The following is a 1,113-nucleotide window of genomic DNA, read 5'->3' as shown; positions in this document are numbered from 1 at the left end:
ACTACTACTACCAATCCCGCCTCGGCAACCGCCTGTTCGACCTCGACCTGGGGCCGGCGACGCTGGCGTTCGCGGGTGCTTCCACGCCGCAGGATCAGCGCGACATAGACCGCGTGCTGCTGGACGCCGGCGTGCCCGGCTTCGCGGGCGCCTGGCTGCGCCATCGCGGCCTCGATTGGGCGGCCGAGCTGCTGCCCTCGTTCCCCGGCCTTGCGCCGGGTTCCCTCGCTGACCAACCCCTGGAGAACCTGCCATGAAGAAGCGTCTTATCGCCGCCGCCATCGCGGCCATGCTTTGCACCGCCACCGCCCATGCGCAATGGGTCGTAGTCGATCCCACCAACCTCGTGCAGAACACGCTGACCGCGATCCGCACGCTGGAGCAGATCAACAACCAGATCCAGCAGCTCCAGAACGAAGCGCAGATGCTGATGAACCAAGCGCGCAACCTCGCCAGCCTGCCGTCCAGCGTGGCGAACCAGTTGCGCGCCAATCTGGCGACGACCGAGCGACTGATCGCCCAGGCTCGCGGCTTGGCCTACGACGTGACGAATCTGGATCGGGAGTTCGCGCGCCTGTATCCCGAGCAGTACGCCGCCACCGTCAGCGGCGACCAGATGTACCGCGATGCGCAGGAGCGTTGGCGAAACACGCTCAACGGCTTGCAGACCACGATGCAGATGCAGGCGCAGGTGTCGCAGAACCTGGGCGAAGACGAAAGCGTGCTGGCCGACCTCGTGGGCAAGAGCCAGTCGGCCCAAGGCGCGCTGCAAGCGATGCAGGCCATGAACCAACTGCTGGCCTTGCAGGCCAAGCAGTCGATCCAGTTGCAGAGGCTCCAGATCACGCAAGACCGGGCCGCTTCGCTGGAGCTGGCACGTCAGGCGGCGGCCACGGAGCGCGCCCGCGAGGTACGCCGGCGTTTCATGGGCGACGGCACCCCGTACACGCCGCAGCGCGTGGATTTCTACGGCAACTGACGGGAGGCCGCCATGCGATACGTCCTCGCCCTGTGTGCCGCGCTGCTGGCCGCTTGCAGCGAACAGCCGGCCACCAACCTTCCCGATGCCCTGGCCGCCGATCCCGTGCGGCTCAAGGCATTGCGCGCGCAATG

General features: G+C 67.2%; 1 protein-coding gene and 1 pseudogene. Both read left to right on the top strand.

The genetic code is table 11. The features are described from left to right. A pseudogene (locus tag APY03_RS43140) lies at positions 1 to 257 on the top strand (conjugal transfer protein TrbE); the annotation flags it as partial. After that, entirely contained in the window at positions 254 to 979 is a 726-nt protein-coding gene (gene trbJ / locus APY03_RS01350) for a P-type conjugative transfer protein TrbJ (protein WP_068673201.1), read from the top strand. The pseudogene APY03_RS43140 and the gene trbJ, both read left to right, overlap by 4 nt. Positions 980 to 1,113: the final 134 nt, after the last annotated feature.

The organism is Variovorax sp. WDL1 (genome assembly GCF_001541225.1).
Classification (GTDB): domain Bacteria; phylum Pseudomonadota; class Gammaproteobacteria; order Burkholderiales; family Burkholderiaceae_C; genus Variovorax.
Note: the sequence above shows the minus strand (reverse complement) of the source record. Positions and strands in the feature narration are given on the sequence as shown.

Coding starts and splice junctions, on each gene's coding strand:
- trbJ (WP_068673201.1), top strand. CDS start 254: ATGAAGAAGCGTCTTATCGCCGCCGCCATCGCGGCCATGCTTTGCACC.